This is a genomic window from Streptomyces sp. NPDC088732, assembly GCF_044751205.1.
Lineage (GTDB): Bacteria > Actinomycetota > Actinomycetes > Streptomycetales > Streptomycetaceae > Actinacidiphila.
Genome location: NZ_JBIVLI010000019.1, coordinates 153658 through 170045, shown reverse-complemented (window position 1 = coordinate 170045; position 16388 = coordinate 153658). Strand labels below are relative to the sequence as shown.

At 73.0% G+C, this 16388-nt stretch carries 17 protein-coding genes; 11 read left to right on the top strand and 6 right to left on the bottom strand.

The annotated features are described in order from the left end of the window. Positions 1-180 precede the first annotated feature (180 nt). From ACIP9H_RS29890 to ACIP9H_RS29870, 5 genes are all read left to right on the top strand, one after another. The gene (locus ACIP9H_RS29890) at positions 181-1974 is read left to right on the top strand and encodes a bifunctional metallophosphatase/5'-nucleotidase (protein WP_401596596.1); all 1794 of its coding nucleotides are present in this window, start codon (positions 181-183) and stop codon (positions 1972-1974) included. Between the two features lie 183 nt (positions 1975-2157). Beyond that, positions 2158-2451: a hypothetical protein gene (locus ACIP9H_RS29885; RefSeq protein ID WP_401596594.1), complete on the top strand. Its 294-nt coding sequence runs from the start codon at positions 2158-2160 to the stop codon at positions 2449-2451. Continuing rightward, the gene (locus ACIP9H_RS29880) at positions 2451-3638 is read left to right on the top strand and encodes a glutathionylspermidine synthase family protein (protein ID WP_401596591.1); all 1188 of its coding nucleotides are present in this window, start codon (positions 2451-2453) and stop codon (positions 3636-3638) included. The genes ACIP9H_RS29885 and ACIP9H_RS29880 overlap by 1 nt, the downstream gene beginning before the upstream one ends. Before the next feature lie 16 nt (positions 3639-3654). After that, positions 3655-4581, top strand: a complete 927-nt coding sequence (locus tag ACIP9H_RS29875) for a RimK family alpha-L-glutamate ligase (protein WP_401596589.1) — start codon at positions 3655-3657, stop codon at positions 4579-4581. Between the two features lie 146 nt (positions 4582-4727). Further along, positions 4728-6482: a ricin-type beta-trefoil lectin domain protein gene (locus tag ACIP9H_RS29870; RefSeq protein WP_401596587.1), complete on the top strand. Its 1755-nt coding sequence runs from the start codon at positions 4728-4730 to the stop codon at positions 6480-6482. 24 nt (positions 6483-6506) lie between these two features. Here ACIP9H_RS29870 and ACIP9H_RS29865 read toward each other — a convergent pair whose 3' ends face one another. The 6 genes from ACIP9H_RS29865 to ACIP9H_RS29840 all read right to left on the bottom strand — a co-directional run bounded on the left by ACIP9H_RS29865 (position 6507) and on the right by ACIP9H_RS29840 (position 12047). Beyond that, positions 6507-7925, bottom strand: coding sequence for a sensor histidine kinase (locus tag ACIP9H_RS29865; RefSeq protein ID WP_401596584.1), 1419 nt, complete (start codon positions 7923-7925; stop codon positions 6507-6509). Further along, positions 7925-8665: a response regulator transcription factor gene (locus tag ACIP9H_RS29860; protein WP_401596581.1), complete on the bottom strand. Its 741-nt coding sequence runs from the start codon at positions 8663-8665 to the stop codon at positions 7925-7927. Before ACIP9H_RS29860 ends, ACIP9H_RS29865 begins: the two co-directional genes overlap by 1 nt. 101 nt (positions 8666-8766) lie before the next feature. Then, the gene (locus tag ACIP9H_RS29855) at positions 8767-8952 is read right to left on the bottom strand and encodes a hypothetical protein (RefSeq protein ID WP_360910026.1); all 186 of its coding nucleotides are present in this window, start codon (positions 8950-8952) and stop codon (positions 8767-8769) included. A 28-nt stretch (positions 8953-8980) separates the two neighbouring features. Then, positions 8981-10033: a S1C family serine protease gene (locus tag ACIP9H_RS29850; RefSeq protein ID WP_401961812.1), complete on the bottom strand. Its 1053-nt coding sequence runs from the start codon at positions 10031-10033 to the stop codon at positions 8981-8983. A 166-nt stretch (positions 10034-10199) separates the two neighbouring features. After that, on the bottom strand, positions 10200-11222 hold the full coding sequence (locus ACIP9H_RS29845) for a LacI family DNA-binding transcriptional regulator (protein ID WP_360910029.1): 1023 nt from the start codon (positions 11220-11222) through the stop codon (positions 10200-10202). Between the two features lie 66 nt (positions 11223-11288). Beyond that, complete coding sequence (locus ACIP9H_RS29840) at positions 11289-12047, bottom strand: response regulator transcription factor (RefSeq protein ID WP_401596574.1); 759 nt, start codon at positions 12045-12047, stop codon at positions 11289-11291. A gap of 181 nt (positions 12048-12228) precedes the next feature. Between ACIP9H_RS29840 and ACIP9H_RS29835 the strand changes: the two genes are divergently transcribed. The 6 genes from ACIP9H_RS29835 to ACIP9H_RS29810 all read left to right on the top strand — a co-directional run bounded on the left by ACIP9H_RS29835 (position 12229) and on the right by ACIP9H_RS29810 (position 16342). Then, positions 12229-13041: an alpha/beta hydrolase gene (locus tag ACIP9H_RS29835; protein ID WP_401961809.1), complete on the top strand. Its 813-nt coding sequence runs from the start codon at positions 12229-12231 to the stop codon at positions 13039-13041. 86 nt (positions 13042-13127) lie between these two features. Continuing rightward, positions 13128-13391 carry a MoaD/ThiS family protein gene (locus ACIP9H_RS29830; protein ID WP_360910035.1) on the top strand — a complete coding sequence of 88 codons (264 nt, stop codon included), beginning with the start codon at positions 13128-13130 and terminating at the stop codon, positions 13389-13391. Between the two features lie 4 nt (positions 13392-13395). Beyond that, positions 13396-14304, top strand: a complete 909-nt coding sequence (locus ACIP9H_RS29825; RefSeq protein WP_401961806.1) for a hypothetical protein — start codon at positions 13396-13398, stop codon at positions 14302-14304. 86 nt (positions 14305-14390) lie between these two features. Next, on the top strand, positions 14391-15107 hold the full coding sequence (locus ACIP9H_RS29820) for a DUF2993 domain-containing protein (protein WP_401961804.1): 717 nt from the start codon (positions 14391-14393) through the stop codon (positions 15105-15107). Between the two features lie 160 nt (positions 15108-15267). Continuing rightward, a complete protein-coding gene (locus ACIP9H_RS29815; protein ID WP_360910367.1) occupies positions 15268-15348 on the top strand; it encodes a putative leader peptide in 81 nt (26 codons plus the stop codon). 148 nt (positions 15349-15496) lie between these two features. Beyond that, positions 15497-16342 (top strand): sulfurtransferase, encoded by an 846-nt coding sequence (locus ACIP9H_RS29810; RefSeq protein WP_360910041.1) that lies wholly within the window; start codon positions 15497-15499, stop codon positions 16340-16342. Positions 16343-16388 lie beyond the last annotated feature (46 nt).

Here is a 16388-nt window from a genome sequence, read left to right as displayed (position 1 = left end):
CTGAATGGTGAGACAGATGCTTTCGACATGTGAGACGACGTTGCCTGCCGCGCGGCATGTCCCGGACAGTGGCAATCTCCTCGTAACCGCAAAGCCACTGACAACTACGCGCGTTGACCCTAGGCTGCGGCAGGTTCCCCCCTCTCTTTACCTTTCGCTTACGTCTAAGGGGACTCACCCATGTCTGCGAACCATCCCCGGCGCTTCGCCGCCCGCAAGGCAGCAGCCGCGGCCACGGGCCTGGCGGCGATCGGCGCGCTCGCCATCGCGATGCCGTCGGCCCAGGCCCACGAATCCCGGCACAGTGCGGAGCGCGACCGCACCGTGGACCTCCAGATGCTGGCCATCAACGACTTCCACGGCAACCTGGAGCCCCCGGCCGGCTCCTCCGGCCGGGTCACCGAACTCCAGGCGGACGGCACCACCAAGACCATCGACGCCGGAGGCGTGGAGTACCTGGCCTCCAGCCTGCGCAGCGCCCGAGTGGGCCACAAGCGCACCGTGACCGTCGCGGCCGGTGACATCGTCGGCGCCAGCCCGCTGCTGTCGGGCCTGTTCCACGACGAGCCGACCGTCGAGGCCATGAACAAGCTGGGCCTGGACGTCACGGGCGTGGGCAACCACGAGTTCGACGAGGGCAAGGACGAGCTGCTCCGCCTGCAGAAGGGCGGCTGCCACCCGAAGGACGGCTGCTACGAGAAGGGCCGCAAGTTCAAGGGCGCCGACTACCCGATCCTGTCGGCGAACGTCGTCAACGAGAAGACCGGCAAGCCGCTGCTCGCGCCGTACACCATCGAGCACATCAAGGGCATCAAGGTCGGCTTCATCGGCGTCACCCTGGAGAGCACGCCGGACATCGTCACCGCCGAGGGCGTCAAGGGCCTGAAGTTCCTCGACGAGGTCGAGACGATCAACAAGTACTCCAAGGAGCTCAAGTCCAAGGGCGTCAACGCGATCGTCGCCCTGGTGCACGAGGGCGGCTTCCCGTCCTCCGGCTCCTACAACTACGACTGCGACGCGGGCGGTGACGGCAAGGGCCTGTCCGGGCCGATCGTCGACATCGCCAGGAACACCTCGGCCGACGTCGACGCGCTGATCACGGGGCACACCCACAACGCGTACGTGTGCACCATCCCCGACCCCAAGGGCAACGACCGCCTGGTCACCAGCGCCGCCTCCTTCGGCCGGCTCTACACCGAGCTGAACATGAAGTTCGACAAGCGCACGGACGACATCGTCCGCGCCTCCGTCGTCGGTTCCAACCACGTCGTGAACCGCACCCAGAACAAGGCCGCGGACCTGACCCAGCTCGTCAGCCACTGGCAGACGCTGGCCGCCCCGGTCGCCAACCGGACCGTCGGCTGGATCTCCCAGGACATCACCCGCAACGGCAGCGAGTCGCCGCTCGGCGACCTCATCGCCGACGCGCAGCTGGCCTACGGCAGGACCCTGGACCCCGGCACCGACCTGGCCCTGATGAACCCCGGCGGCATCCGCACCGACCTGGTCCACAAGGCCTCCGGCTCCGAGGGCGACGGCGTGGTCACCTACGCCGAGGGCTTCGCCGTCCAGCCGTTCAGCAACACGGTCAACCTGAAGGACCTCACCGGCGCCCAGCTGATCACCGTGCTGCAGCAGCAGGTGAGCGGCACCAACGCCGCCGCGCCGAAGATCCTGCAGATCTCCGCCGGCCTCACCTACACGCTGGACCTCACCAAGACCGGCGCCGACCGCGTCGTGGCCGGCTCGGTCAAGCTGGGCGGCGTCCCGATCGACCCGGCGGCCACCTACCGCGTCGCGATGAACAACTTCCTCGCGGGCGGCGGTGACGGCTTCGGCGAGCTGGCGAACGGCACGAACCAGGTCGTCGGCGGCGACGACCTGGCGGCCCTGAACGCCTACCTGACCGCCAACTCCACGGCCTCCGCGCCGCTGGCGGCCCCGGCGGCGAACCGGATCACGATCGTCCAGTAACCGGCACCGCACCGCAGCCGGTTCCCGCGAAGGGGCGGCCGTCCACCGGACGGCCGCCCCTTCTTGCGGGTGACACCGGGCCGGGCCCGGACCGCGCCGGAGGACCGGCATCCCGGCCCTGGCGCGTCGCGCGACGCCGACCCCGGTGGCCCGGGGACCGGCACATCTCCATAACCTGTGCGCATGACGACGACGGAGCGACGGCGGTTCAGGTCGGGGACGGTGATCCTCGGCGGCATGGGCGTGCTCGCCGCGGCACTGGCCGCCTGCGGCTCGGAGCCCGACAAGCGCTGCGTGGACCCGAACACGTACAAGACCCTGCCGGCGTCGCAGTGCCAGGAGGGCGGCAGCGGGCACTACTACTACGGCGGCAGCGTCCGCGGCGGCAAGGCGCGGGGCGGCAGCTTCGACGAGTCGTCCGTGAAGACCGGCGGCTTCGGCGGCCACGGCTCCGGCCACGGCTCCGGCGGCGGCTGATGCGCCGCCGCACCGCCGAACCCCGGCCCGGCTGGCAGCGGATCGTGGAGGACCAGGGCGTCGTCTACCCGCTGACCCGGCACCCGGACGGGACGCTCCGGCCCTACTGGGACGAGAGCGCCTACTACGAGTTCTCGCTGCCCGAGGTCGAGGAACTGGAGGCGGCCGTCGCGGAACTGCACGCCATGTGCCTGGCCGCCGCCGCGCACATCGTCGAGCGGGACCGCTTCGCCGACCTCGGCATCCACGACCCCCGGCTGGCCGCCCGGATCGCCGAGTCCTGGCACCGCAGGAGCGAACTGCCCAGCCTCTACGGGCGCTTCGACCTGCGCCACGACGGCGCCGGAGGCCCGGCCAAGCTGCTGGAGTACAACGCCGACACCCCCACCTCGCTGGTGGAGGCGGCCAGCGCGCAGTGGTTCTGGATGGAGGACCTGTTCCCCGGCGCCGACCAGTGGAACTCCCTGCACGAACGGCTGGTCGCCGCGTGGAAGCGGCAGGCCCCGCTGCTGCCGCCCGGGCCCGTGCACTTCGCGCACTCCGAGGGCGACGAGCTGGGCGAGGACCTGATGACGGTGGCCTACCTGCGCGAGACCGCCGAGCAGGCGGGGCTGGAGACCCGCGCCCTGTCGGTGGAGGCGATCGGCTGGGACGGGCTGTCGCGGCGCTTCGTCGACGACCGGCTCGCGTTCATCCGCAGCTGCTTCAAGCTCTACCCCTGGGAGTGGCTGGCCGACGACCCGTTCGGCGGCCATGTCCTGGACACCCTCGACAACGGCGGCGGCACCGGCAGCACCTGCTGGATCGAGCCCGCCTGGAAGATGCTGCTGTCCAACAAGGCGCTGCTGGCCGTGTTGTGGGAGCTCTACCCCGGCCACCCCAACCTGCTCGCCGCGCACCTCGACGGCCCGCGCGACATGGCCGCCACGACCGGCTGGGTCGCCAAGCCGCTGCTGGGCCGCGAGGGCGCCGGCGTCACCGTGCACGGCGCCGGGGAGCCCGCGGCCGTACGGGACGACGAGCCCTGCTGCTACCAGGAACTGGCCCCGCTGCCCGTCTTCGACGGCAACCATGTCGTGCTGGGCGCCTGGGTCGTGGACGGCGAGCCCGCCGGGCTCGGCATCCGCGAGTCGGCGGGCCCGGTCACGGACGAGTACGCCCGCTTCGTGCCGCATGTCATCAACTGACGGGGACGCTGTGACGGTGGGCGGAGCACCCCGCGCCGACGTGTGGCTGCTGCTCGGGCACGGCGTCGAGGAGAGCCCGGTGGCCGCGCGGCTGCGGGCCGCCCTCGCCGAGGAGTTCGGCCCGCGCTGCGCCGTCGTCCGCACCGCCGACCTGCTGCTCGGCGTCCGTACCGGCCGGCTGACGCTGCACGCCCTCGACGGCACGCCCGTCGCGGCCCCCCGGGTCGTCCTGGCCCGCATGATGTCCCCGGGCCTGGGCGCCGACCGCGAGATCACGCTGCTGCGCCACCTGGAGGCCCTGGGCGCGGTCCTGGTCAACCCCATCGATGCCGTCATGGCCTGCGTCAACAAGGTCTGGCAGCTCCAGCAACTCGCCCTCGCCGGGCTGCCGGTGCCGGACACGCTCAGCTACGCCGACGCCCCGCTGGACGCGGTGCTCGACGCCCCGGGCATGGTGCCGGAACCGTGCGTGGTCAAGGCGGTGCGCGGGCACCGCGGACGGCGGGTCTTCCTTGCCCCGGACACCGCGATGCTGCGGGACGTCCAGGGCAGCCTGCGCCACGAGACGCCGTACCTCTTCCAGGAGTACGTCGCCCACTCGCACGGCCGCGACCTGCGCGTGGTGGTCGTCGACGGGCGGGCCGTGGCCGCCCAGACCCGTACCGGCGACGGCACCGGTCTCACGTCCAACCTCGCCCGGGGCGGCACCGCGACGCAAGTCCTCGGCCGCCATCCCCGGGCCGAGGCGCTGGCCGTGCGCGCCGCCGAGGTGCTCGGGCTCGCCGTCGCCGGGGTCGACCTGCTCTTCCTGCCGGACGGGGACTTCGTGCTGTGCGAGGTGAACGCCAACGTGGGCTGGACGGAGGCGATGGCGGAGGTGGCGCCGGCCGTCACCGCCGCCTGCGCCGCGCGGCTGGCGCACGGGACGCCGAGCACAGGGTGACGCCCCGGCGGTGGGTACGGGATTTTCTGTCCACCCCTCCCGCGGCGGGTGGTTACCACCGGAAACACTTTCCTCGGCAGTAACTTGTGGCGCACCATGGGCACCCCCGTCACTCCAGGCCCATCAATGCGTCCGGGTGGTCATCCGTGTCCCAACCGCACAAGGCGCCCGTCTACGACGAGTTGTCCGACGCCGCGCTCACCGAGCGCGTGCGGGCCGGCGCGCCGACCGCCTACCCGGCGACCGAGGAACTGCGCCGCCGCCACCTCCCCGCCGTCCTGCACTACGCCAGGCTGTGCGCACGCGACGAGGAGTCGGCCGGCCAACTGGCGGCCCAGGCCTTCGCGTCGGCCTGGCAGGAGGTGCACCGCGGGGTCGACCCGCGCGGCGCGTGGCGGCACCGGCTGCTCATGCTCGTCCACCAGGCGGGCGCGGTCTGGGCCGCGGGCAGCCGGCGGGTCCGGCTGGACCGGGACTACGCGGCCTTCATCGACGTGATCCGCACCCGCGACAGCAAGACGGCCGCCCCGCCCGGCCTGCCCGGCGTCCCCGTCCACCCGCGGCACCGGCTGGCCGAGGGCTCCGCGCTGTTCGGCGCCTTCGCCGCGCTGCGGCAGAGCACGCAGGGCATCCTCTGGCACACCGTCGTCGAGCGGACGCCGGAGGCCGACGCGGCGCTGTGGACCGGGGAGCGCCGCTCCGAACTGGCCGACCTCGGGGTCCGGGCGCTGGACGCCTACCGCGAGTCCTACCTGCGCACCTACCTGGAGCGCGCCGAGGACCCCGCGTGCCGCGGCTACGGCCGCATCCTGGACGCCGCCGCCCGCCGCGACGACGCGCGGCAGAACGAGGACCTGGAGCGGCACCTCGCCGGGTGCGCCGACTGCGCCAAGGCCCTGGAGTTCCTCATCGTGCTGGAGCGCGAACCGCGGCCGCTGCTCGGCACGGCCCTGGTCGCCTGGGCGGGACCCGCCTACCTCGCTGCGCTCGCCGCGCCCGCGCCGCCCTCCGCCCCGCCGGCCGCGCCCGCGCCGCTCTCCCGCCGCAAGCCGCGCCCGGGCCCCCTCACCGTGCTGGTCCGCCTCGTGCGGCCGGGACGGGCCTCCCGCCGCAAGCCGCGGCCGGGCCCGCTGACCCGGCTGACGCGCTTCGCCCGGTCGCCGCGGCCCGCCCGGCTCGAACTGCTCCGCGCCCACTACCCGGCGGCGCTCATCACGCTCCTGCTGGCCGGCGCCGCCGTCGCGGCCGTCACCGGCCTGGTGTACGCCGCGGGCGACGACACCCAGGCGGGCGGCCGGGCCCTTGTGCCGCCGTCGGCGTTCCCGTCGGCCTCGGTCACCGTGACGCAGACCGCGACGGCCACGGCCACGGCGACCACCACCGCAACGGTCACCGGCCCGCCCGCCACCGCGCCCTCGGCGCCGGGGACACCGAGCGGCGCCGCGACCCACCGCATCCCGGCGGCGCACACCTCGGCGCCCCCGCCGAAACCGCCCGGCAGCACCTTCGCCCAGGTGGTGAACGCCGACTCCGGCCTGTGCCTGGACGTGCGCGACGAGGACTTCTCCAACGGCTCGGACGTCATCCTCGCCGGCTGCGACCCCGATTCCGCCACCCAGCGGTGGCGCGTGGAGTCCCAGGGCATGCTGCGCAACGCCGGCGACGGCGACTACTGCCTCGACTCCCGCGGCGACACCGACCGCGGTCTCGGCGTCTGGCGCTGCTCGTCCGCCGACGGCCGGCACGCCGAGAACCTGTTCTTCCTCGTCGACAGCCTCGGCCGCATCCGCCCGCAGATCGACCTCGGGGTCGCCGCGGCCCCCGACGGGGGCACGCCGGGCGCCACGCTCTCGTTCACACCGGTGAGCGCCGCCACCGACCAGCGCTGGCAGGCCGGTTAGCCGGGACGTGCCGGTGAGGACCGGTCAGGTCCCGTCGTCCGCCGGAGGGATCGGCCCGCCCGGGAGGTAGACCACCGCCGTGGTGCCGCCGCCGCTCGCGGACCGGAGGCGAACGGTGCCGTCCGACTGCTCCACGGTGCGGGCCACGATGGACAGGCCGAGTCCCGAGCCCGGGAGGCTGCGCGCGGACGTGGAGCGCCAGAAGCGCTCGAAGACGTGCGGCAGGTCCTCGGGCGGCACGCCGGGGCCGTGGTCGCGGACGGTCAGCTCACCGCCGTGCAGGGCCACTTCGACCGTCCCGGCCGGCGGGCTGAACTTCACCGCGTTGTCGAGCAGGTTGATCACGGCCCGCTCCAGGGCGCCGGGCTCCGCCCGTACGTACCACGGCGCCAGTTCCGCCGTGATCTTCAGGTCCGGGCCGGTGCGCAGCCGGGCCCGCTCCAAGGCGGCCTCCACCTCCTCGTGGAACGCCACCGTCTGCAGCGGCCCGCCGCCCTGCACGGCCTGCGGGCGGGACAGCTCCTGGAGGTCCCCGATGAGCGCCGCCAGCTCGCCCATCTGGGCCTTCACCGAGCTCAGCAGCTCCCGCCGGTCCTGCGGCGGCAGCGCCCTGCCGGTCATCTCGCTGCGTTCCAGCAGCTCGATGTTGGTGCGCAGCGAGGTCAGCGGGGTGCGCAGCTCGTGGCCGGCGTCGGCGATCAGCTGCTGCTGCAGCTCCTGGGAGGAGGACAGTGCCGCGGTCATCGCGTTGAAGGAGGCCGACAGGCGCGCGATCTCGTCGTCGCCGTGCACGGGGATGCGGACGCTCAGGTCCTCGGTGCGCGCGATGTGCTCGACGGTGCGGGTGAGCCGGTCCACCGGCTTCAGTCCCGCACGGGCGACCGCGAGGCCGGCGACACTGGCGCCGATCACCCCCAGGCCGCCGACGGCCAGCAGCACCAGACCCAGGGTGTTGAGCGACTCGTTCACCTCGCTCAGCGGCCGGGCCACCGTGTACGCCCCGTCGGTGTTGAGCAGTGGCAGCGTCACGGCGCGGTACTGGTTGCCGTCGGAGCCGGTCACCGTGTGCAGGGCCTCCCGCAGCGTCCCCTTGGCCACATCGGTGTCCGCGCCGGTGACGTGCAGCGACTGGGAGCCCTGGATCACGCAGCTGGCGCCGGTCCGCGAGACGACCTGGACGGTGGAGTTGAACGGGTTGGGCGCCTGGTCGGCGGAGGCGGGCGGCTCGGTCGTGCACCGTCCCGCGCGCAGCTGGTCGACGACGCGCTGCGGGGGCATCCGGTTGTCGCGCAGCGAGTTGTCCAGCGAGTTCATGAGGGTCCCGCGGACGAAGAACCAGCACAGCAGCGCGCTGGCGGTGACCGCCGCCGCGACCGCCACCGCCGTCAGGATCGCCAGCCGCGACCGCAGCGGCAGGGAGCGGAAGCGCACCACGTGGCGCATCAGCCCTTGCCCTCCGCGTTGCGCAGTACGTAGCCCACGCCCCGGACGGTGTGGACGAGCCGGGGGAGGCCGCCGGCCTCGGTCTTGCGGCGCAGGTACATGACGTACACGTCCAGGGAGTTGGAGCTCGGCTCGAAGTCGAAGCCCCACACGGCCTTGAGGATCTGCTCCCGGGTGAGCACCTGGCGCGGGTGCGCGAGGAACATCTCCAGCAGCGTGTACTCGGTGCGGGTCAGCTCCACCGGCTGCCCGGCCCGGGTGACCTCGCGGGTGGCGGTGTCCATGCGCAGGTCCCCGAAGGTCAGCCCGCTCTCCTCGGCGCCGCTGCCGCCGGCCGGGCCGGAGGCGTACGAGCTCCGCCGCAGCAGCGCCCGCAGGCGGGCGAGGAGTTCGTCGAGCTCGAAGGGCTTGACGAGGTAGTCGTCGGCCCCGGCGTCGAGGCCGGTGACGCGGTCGCCGACCGTGTCGCGGGCGGTGAGCATGAGGATCGGGGTGGTGGTGCCGGTGGACCGCAGGCGGCGTGCGGTGGTGAGGCCGTCCATCCGCGGCATCAGCACGTCCAGGACGATGGCGTCCGGCCGGCAGAGGTCCACCTGGTCGAGTGCCGCCAGGCCGTCCTCGGCGAGTGCGGTCTCGTAGCCCTCGAAGGCGAGGCTCCGCTTCAGCGCCTCACGGACCGCGGGTTCGTCGTCCACGATCAGGATGCGGGCCGGGGCCTCGCCGTTCTCGCCGGGGCTCATGCGTCTTCCACCTCGTGCAGGGAGTGGTCCGGACCGGGGTCCGGGGTGCGGTGCCTGTGGTGCGGGTGCTCGTGCGGTGCTGCCGCCTTCTTGTGCCTTTCCTAGCCTTGCACGAGGGCCAGACGGTGCGCGGCACGCGAGCGGCGTGCGTACCGGCGGGCGTACCGGCGGTTGGCGGCGATCTCGGGCTCCCGCGGCGCCGGGGCCGGGAAGTGGATCAGCGCGAGGTCCGCGGGACCGGCGGGGATGCCGGCGGGGTGCAGGGCGGTGCTGAGGATGACGTTCATGACGGTCCGTCCCTTCGGGAGGGAGCGGTCAGCTGTCGCTGCCGCCGTTGCGCAGGGTGTCGAGGTCGGCCTTGACGGTGTTGACGGGGATCGCGAACCCGAGGCCGATGCTGCCGGCCGTGCTGTCGCCGGCGGAGGACGAACTGGACGAGTACATCGCCGAGTTGATGCCGATGATCTCGCCGTTCATGTTGATCAGGGCGCCACCGGAGTTGCCGGGGTTCAGCGAGGCGTCGGTCTGGATCGCCTTGTACGTGGTGGTGGACGAGCCGACGTCGCCGTTGTACCGGCCGCCGCCGAACTCGAACGGCCACCGGCTGTCGCCGTTGTCGTTGCCGCTGCCGAAACCGCGGCCCTGCCGCTGGCTCTGCCCCTGGCCCTCGTCGGCGGCGACCGTGACATCGCGGTCCAGCGCGGAGACGATGCCGCTGGTGACCGTGCCGGTCAGGCCCTCGGGGGAACCGATGGCCACGACCTCGTCGCCCACCGCGACCTGGCGGGAGTCGCCCAGCGTCGCCGGGGTCAGACCGCTGACGTCCTCGGCCTCGAGCAGGGCCAGGTCCTTGGAGCTGTCGGTGCCGACCACCTTCGCGGTGGCGGACTTCCCGGAACTGAAGGTGACCTTGACGGCGTCCGCGCCCGAGATGACGTGGTTGTTGGTGACGATCTCGCCGCCGCTGGTGACGATCACACCCGAGCCGGTCGACTCACCGGAGCCCGAGGTGGCGCTGACCTCCACGATGCTGGGGCTCACGGCCGCGGCGACGGAGGCGACGCTGCTGGTGCCCGTCGCGCTCGTGCCGATCACACGGGTCGAGGTGGTCGCGGTCTGCGAGGCGGTCGCGTTCCCGATCAGGGCCGCGGTGCCGCCGCCGACCAGCGCCGAGACCAGCGCCACGGTGGCGACCAGCGGTACCGTCCGCCGGGGCCGCCGGGCCGCGGGCCCGGCCGGGGCGGGAGCACCGTAGGGGTGCGTCCCGAACGCGGACACCTGCGGCTCGTAGGGCGGGGGCGGGGGGAAGGCCGCGGGACCGTTCCGGTGCTCGTCTGCGCCACTGTCGGGCGAGGAGTTCTCGTTCATGACAACGACTGTGCGCCCTGAAGATGAGAGCTCCCTGAGCGTGCCCTGAGAACCGGGGCAGAGTTCCGTATGCCCGATATAAGAAAGGAACGCGCAGGTCAGCGCGGTGCGCCCGGACGGGCCGGGCCGCGCCCCCGCGGACCTGCGGGAACGCGGTGAACGCGTCCTAGTGGCAGCCGCAGCTGCGCCGCACCACCAGTCGGGACGGGAACTGCCGCAGCCGCTCGCGCCGCGAACCGGCGACCCGCAGCCCGTCGTCCAGCACCAGGTCCACCGCCGCGCGCGCCATCGCCTCGCGGTCCGAGGCGACCGTGGTCAGCGGCGGATCGGTCAGACCCGCCTCCTTGACGTCGTCGAACCCGGCCACGGCCAGCTCTCCGGGCACGTCGATCCGCAGCTCGCGCGCGGCCCGCAGCAGCCCGATGGCCTGGTCGTCCGTCGCGCAGATGATGGCCGTCGGGCGGCCGGGCCGGGCCAGCAGCTCCAGGCCGACCTTGTAGGCGTCGTAGCGGTTGTACGGGGCGGAGAACAGTCGGCCCTCGACGCTCCGCCCGGCCTCCTGCATCGCGCGCCGCCAGCCCTCGACGTGGTCGGTGACGGGGTCGCCGGACTTCGGGGTGATCTCGGTGCCGCCGAGGCAGGCGACGTACTCGTGCCCGTGCTCCAGCAGGTGCCGGGTCGCCAGCTGCGCGCCGCCGACGTCGTCCGTGACGACCGCGACGTCGTCGATCGCCTCCGGCCGGCGGTGGAGCAGCACGACCTTCGCGTCCCAGGCGTCTATCTCGATGGCGGCGTGCTCGCTCGGACCCTGCGAGATGAGGATCAGCCCGGACACCCGCATGCCGAGGAAGGCCCGCAGGTAGTGGACCTCGCGCTCGTCGAGGTAGTCGGAGTTGCCGACCAGCACCATCTTGCCGCGCTCGGCCGCCGCGCGTTCCACGGCGTGCGCCATCTCCGCGAAGAAGGGCTGCCGCGCGTCCGGCACGATGAGCCCTATCAGGTCGGTCCGGCGGCTGGCCATCGCCTGGGCCACCCGGTCCGGGCGGTAACCGAGCTGCTTGATGGCCGCCTGCACGCGTTCCCGCGTCGCCGGTGCCACCGGCCGTGGTCCGTTGTTGATGACGTAGCTGACGACCGCGGTCGACGTCCCCGCAAGCCTGGCCACATCGTCCCGCGTCACCTTTGCCACGGGGCAACTCTACGCGGGTCCACCCGCGCCTCCCACTGTCTGCTCACAGCCGTGACCCGGGTGTGATCAGAGGTTGCCGGCGGACAGGGAGGCGGCCTCGGCGGACGCCTGTTCCTGCCCCTGCGCGGGCTCCCCGTCCTGCGACCGGTCGCCCTTCTCGGGCGTGACGAAGCGGTAGCCGACGTTGCGGACCGTGCCGATCAGCGAGTCGTGCTCGGGGCCGAGCTTGGCCCGCAGCCGCCGGACGTGGACGTCGACCGTGCGTGTGCCGCCGAAGTAGTCGTAGCCCCAGACCTCCTGCAGCAGCTGGGCCCGGGTGAAGACCCGGCCGGGGTGCTGGGCCAGGTACTTCAGCAGCTCGAACTCCTTGAAGGTGAGGTCGAGGACCCTGCCCTTGAGCTTGGCGCTGTACGTCGCCTCGTCCACCGACAGGTCGCCGTTGCGGATCTCCGCCGGGCCGTCGTCGACGGTGATCTGCTGCCGGCCCATCGCCAGCCGCAGCCGGGCCTCGACCTCGGCGGGGCCCGCGGTGTCCAGCAGCACGTCGTCGATGCCCCAGTCGGCGGTGACGGCGGCCAGTCCGCCCTCGGTGACCACCAGGACCAGCGGGCAGCCCGGCCCGGTGGAGCGCAGCAGCTGGCACAGCGAGCGGACCTGCGGCAGGTCGCGCCGGCCGTCGATCAGGATCACGTCGGCGCCGGGCGTGTCCACCAGCGCCGGCCCCTCGGCGGGGGCGACCCGGACGCTGTGCAGCAGCAGCCCGAGCGCAGGGAGCACCTCGGTGCTCGGCTGGAGTGCGTTGGTCAGCAGAAGAAGTGAGCTCACCGGCCGCTCCCGTCGTTCATCGTCCGGTCATGCGTGTTCCGCTTCCCCATTGCGAACCCTCCTCGGTCCCGGCGAGGACGTCTGCGTGCACCGACGTGCGCCCTCCGGGACGGCCCGGAAAGCACGAAAGGACCCGGGGGCGACGCTGCCCGGATCCTCTTGACCTAAGAGAATAGCCCACATGGAGTCGGTGAGTGAGTCCCGTGCTGAGCGTTCGTGTGTCCCGCCGTTCGCTCGCGGTGGTCGGCGAGCGGTGCTGTTGACCGAGGACGGGGTCCGTATCGACGCCGCGTACGCGCCCGGAGGGACCGGGGACGGCCTCGCGGTCGTCGTCGCGCACGGCTTCACCGGCGCCCTGGAACGGCCCGCGGTGCGGCGCGCGGCGCAGATCTTCGGGCAGGTGGACGGCGTCGGCGGGGTCGTCACCTTCTCCTTCCGCGGCCACGGGCGCTCCGGCGGGCGCTCGACGGTGGGCGACCGCGAGGTGCTCGACCTCGACGCGGCGGTCCGCTGGGCGCGGCGCGCGGGGCACCGGCGCGTGGTGTCCGTCGGCTTCTCCATGGGTGGTTCCGTGGTGCTGCGGCACGCAGGGCGCACAACGGCGCACGTTGACGCCGTTGTCTCCGTGAGCTCGCCCGCGCGCTGGTACTACCGCGGCACGGCGCCCATGCGACGGGTGCACTGGGCCATCACCCGGCCCGCCGGGCGCCTGCTCTCCCGCGGTCTGCTCGGCACACGCATCCACGACCGGGACTGGAACCCCGTCCCCGTCCCCCCGGTCGAGGCCGTCCCCTTCATCCGGCCCACCCCGCTGCTGCTCGTCCACGGCGACCGCGACGGCTACTTCCCGCTCGACCACCCCCTCTCCCTCGCGGAGGCGGCCGGCGACGCGGCCGAACTGTGGATCGAACCCGGCTTCGGCCACGCCGAGAACGCCGCCTCGGAGGAACTCCTGCGCCGCATCGCGGCCTGGGCGGCGGCCCGCGTGCGGTAGCGGGCGACCCGCGGCGCCGGCGCCGCGCGGCGCTGCGTCATCATGGACGGCGGCAGGACCCGCGAGGGCAAGGGGAAGGAGCCGCCATGGCGGCACACGGCACGATCCGGTACTGGGCCGCGGCCAAGGCCGCCGCCGGCGCCGCCGAGGAGCCGTACGCCGAGGGCACGCTCGCCGAGGCGCTGACCGCCGCGCGCGAGCGCCACGCGGCGCGCCCGGAGTTCGCCCGGGTGTTGTCCAACTGTTCGTTCCTCGTCGACGGGAACCCCGTCGGCACCCGGGATCATTCCGGTATCGAGCTGGCCGACGGCGGCACGGTCGAGGTGCTCCCGCCGTTCGCGGGAGGATGAGCGCGTGACCGACAACCACGACTGGTACGCCCCGGGCCCAGGCCCCATGCCGGCGCACACCGCCCACGACAGCACGGCCGTCCTCCCGCCCGTCGGCGACGAGGGCACCGCGGCCCCCGCCCCCGGCGGCCGGGCCGCCCGGCGCCGTCAGGCCGGCCGTACGCCCGTGGACCGCACCGGGTCCCCGATCATCGCGCCCGGCATGCAGCCCGCCGCCCTGACCGCGGCCTTCGCGATGCTGCTGGCGGGCGGCGCCCTGCTCGGCCGCCCCGCGCTGGCCGCCGCGGCCGTGCTGCTCCAGGCGGTGACCGCGGCCGGCTGGTTCCGCCTGAACGGCATGTGGCCCGCCCGGCAGGGCATCGCGCTGGCGTTCCTGGCGGGCGTCACGGCCGAGGTCGCGGTGCTGCTGGACGGCGCCGACAACGCGCCGGCCGTGATCATCGGCACGCTCGGCGTGTGGCTGCTGTTCGTGCTCGTCATGCACCTGCGCCACCACGGGACGCCCGAGGAGCGGCTGTCCTCGCTCACCGCCACCGCCGCCTCGACGCTGATCACCGTGCTGGCCACCGGCTTCCTGGCGGCCACGGCCGTCCCGTCGGGCGAGGACGCGGTCGTGACCGCTGTCGTCGCGGTGGGCGTGGCGACCCTGGCGCGTGCCCTGCCGCTGCCGGGTGCGGTGTCGGTGCTGGTCGCCCTCGCCGCCGCCACGGGCAGCGGGATCGCCCTGGCCCGCCTGGAGACGCCGGACGGCGCGCTGATCGCGCTGGCCGCCGGGGTGTGCGCGCTGATCGGCCTGCGGGTGGCCAGCTACGACTTCCCGTCCCGGTTCGTGCACTTCACGGCGGGTGTCGCGCTGCCGCTCACCGCGGCCGCCCCCGCTGTCTACGTGCTGGCCAGGGCACTGCTGGGCTGACCCGTTAGGGTCGTGCGGCGGCACCGGCGCCTTCCGGTGCCGGACCGGACTGACGGACACGTACACATCACTGCGGGGGACCCCTCATGCGTGCACTGCGGATTCTGCTCGTCGTCGTCGTGATACTCGGCGCCCTCTTTGTCGCGGCCGACCGCATCGCGGTGCATTTCGCGGAGTCCGAGGCGGCCGACCGCGCCCAGCAGACCCAGGGCCTGACCTCGACGCCCGACGTCGACATCAAGGGCTTCCCGTTCCTGACCCAGGTGCTTGGCAAGAAGCTCGACGAGGTCGTGGTGACGGCGACCGGCATCGAGGCGGCCGGCACCGGCGGCGAGACGCTGCGGGTCGACCGCTTCCAGGCCGATCTGCACGGCGTGCGCATGTCGAACGGCTTCTCCAGCGCCGTGGCCGACACCGCGACCGGCTCCGCCACCGTCAGCTACGAGAACCTGAGCAAGGGCGCGCCGAGCGGGGTCGAGGTCAGCTACGGCGGCACCTCCTCCGACGGCAAGGGCCGGGTGAAGGTCAGCGTCGACATCTCCACGCCGATCGGCAACGTGCAGCGCAGCGTGGTGAGCGAGATCGGCGTCGTCAACGGAAAGAACAGCATCAAGCTGACCGCCGGTCAGATCCCCGGCCTGGACTCCCTGCCCTCGGAGGTGGGGGACCTGATCCGGCACCGGATCGACTTCACGCGCGCGCTGGGCGGGCTGCCGGAGGGCATCGAGCTGAAGTCGGTCACCGCGACGCCCGAGGGCATCACCGTCGAGGCGACCGGCACCAAGGTCGTTCTCGCCAACTGAGACGACGGCGTCCGCTCCGCAGTCCGTCGCGCGGGGTGCCCGGCCCCGGCTCCGCCCGGGGGACCGGGCACCCCGTTGCCGTATCGGCATGTGGACAATCTCATCTCGTGATGCGGACCGGCGGTGACATCCGCCCGATCCCTTCCCTACGATCGAGCACATGAAGCGACAGGCGGATCTCACGAAGCGGCGGGCAGTCGACCTGTGCCGTGTCGCCGCCATGCTCTGTCGCATCCCGTAGGGGCTTCCGCGCCGTCGTCCGGCGCCGTCCGCCGCCCCACCCTCCCCGCCCCGCGCATTGCCGCGACGCGCCCCGTCCGGCGCTGCCCGCCCCCTGCGCACCCGTCCGTGTGCCGAGACATCCGCTACTGCCCCGGAGGAGATCAGCAATGAGCCGCAGTGACGTCCTGGTGGACGCCGACTGGGTCCAGGCCCACATCGACGACCCGAAGGTGGTCATCGTCGAGGTCGACGAGGACACGTCGGCCTACGACAAGAACCACATCAAGAACGCCGTCCGCATCGACTGGAAGAAGGACCTCCAGGACCCGGTGCGCCGCGACTTCGTCGACCAGGCCGGCTTCGAGGAGCTGCTGTCGGCCAAGGGCATCGCCAACGACGACACCGTCGTCCTCTACGGCGGCAACAACAACTGGTTCGCGGCGTACGCCTACTGGTACTTCAAGCTCTACGGCCACGAGGGCGTCAAGCTGCTCGACGGCGGCCGCAAGAAGTGGGAACTGGACTCCCGCGACCTGGTCGACGGCTCCGAGGTCCCGGCCCGCCCGGCCACCGAGTACCGGGCCAAGGCCCAGGACAGCTCGATCCGCGCCTTCCGCGACGAGGTCGTCGCCGCGATCGGCAACCTCAACCTGGTCGACGTCCGCTCGCCCGACGAGTTCTCCGGCAAGCTGCTCGCCCCGGCCCACCTCCCGCAGGAGCAGTCGCAGAAGCCGGGCCACATCCCGACCTCCCGCAACATCCCGTGGTCGAAGAACGCCAACGACGACGGCACCTTCAAGTCCGACGAGGAGCTCACGGCCCTCTACGAGGACGAGGGCGTCGACCTCGCCAAGGACACCATCGCGCTCTGCCGCATCGGTGAGCGCTCCTCGCTCACCTGGTTCGTCCTGCACGAGCTGCTCGACCAGCCGAACGTCAAGAACTACGACGGCTCCTGGACCGAGTACGGCTCGCTCGTCGGTGTGCCGATCGAGCTCGGCCCGGCCAAGTAACCCCCGACCCACGACCCGCCCGACCCCCGACCCGAAGGAAGACACC